We start from the raw sequence: 1,063 nt of genomic DNA, 5'->3' as shown, positions 1-1,063 counted from the left end.
AGTCAAGCCGCGCACCAATACCGAACCACAAACCGGCCTTGCAACGACTGCCGGAACATCAGGCGGCAGTGCGCTTTCCTCTGCTCGCCAGGAAAAATTTTCACCCGTCAGCGAAGAGCTTCGCGAGTTGTATATGAGGCCTGATGAAGGGCAATACCGGGCCAGAACGCCAACAGAGAAAGCAGCCGATGAAAAAATCCTTCTGAATTTAAACTCGGTAAAAAACAGGCAAGAGTCAGCTATTCTTGCGGAATATATTGAAGGGGGAGATGGAACTTACCGCACTATCAATAATCATTTGCGGCATATTAGCCCCTCTGCCGAAGGTGAAACGCTGGCAACAGAATTAAAAGCAGCCGTATCAAAATTAAAGGATTATGACGCACCGGCATACCGGGCTGCGACAGTTCCCGCGGGTACGTATGGTAATAAAATAAAAGTCAACGATGTGGTGACCGATGCAGGATTTATGTCCGCATCCGCATTACCGCAGAACTCAATAAATTGGCTTGAAACCTGGACTGGACAATTTGAAAAGCAATCTACCGACAAAGTGCTTTTTATTTTAGACCAAACCACGCCAAAAAAAATGGCTGCCGGAGGCATGCTTCCTGATCATATTTTAGTTAACCCCAACACGCCTTTAAAAGTTAAAGAGATTCACGCCCTCGAAGGAAATGCATCACGCGACCCCATAACCATTGTCAGATTGAAAGATGCAGAACACCCTTTCAGGCATGATATTAAGAATATTTTTTCCGGAAATATTGAATTACCCGCCGTTGAGGTGCCATTCCTGAAAAAATTAGGTATTCGTCATTAATTTGGCGACCTGAAGTACGACATCTTTTTTATTTGTGCAAAAGAGGTGGTTATGAAAATCGATTCTGTATCAATTCCTGTTTTTCCCCAGCCGATAATCCGCGAGGAAACTTCCGCCAAAAACAAACGCGACATTCCTACCGGCGCTTTATACACCGGCCCGCAAAACAATAACGACGACCGCCCTGTCCGCCCCGATGCCCGCTCGCTGGTCTTTACTCCCGATCCGCGTGGCGAAGGT

Annotated in this window: 1 protein-coding gene and 1 pseudogene; both read left to right on the top strand. The window is 46.8% G+C overall.

Annotation, left to right across the window (positions count from 1 at the left end; all coding sequences use genetic code 11):
- Positions 1–823 (top strand): annotated as a pseudogene (locus tag E0L21_RS24685) (hypothetical protein); the annotation flags it as partial.
- A gap of 51 nt (positions 824–874) precedes the next feature.
- On the top strand, positions 875–1,063 hold a 189-nt coding region (locus E0L21_RS24680; RefSeq protein WP_131413834.1), incomplete at its 3' end, for a hypothetical protein.

The organism is Kosakonia quasisacchari (assembly GCF_004331415.1).
Lineage (GTDB): Bacteria > Pseudomonadota > Gammaproteobacteria > Enterobacterales > Enterobacteriaceae > Kosakonia > Kosakonia quasisacchari.
Note: the sequence above shows the minus strand (reverse complement) of the source record. Positions and strands in the feature narration are given on the sequence as shown.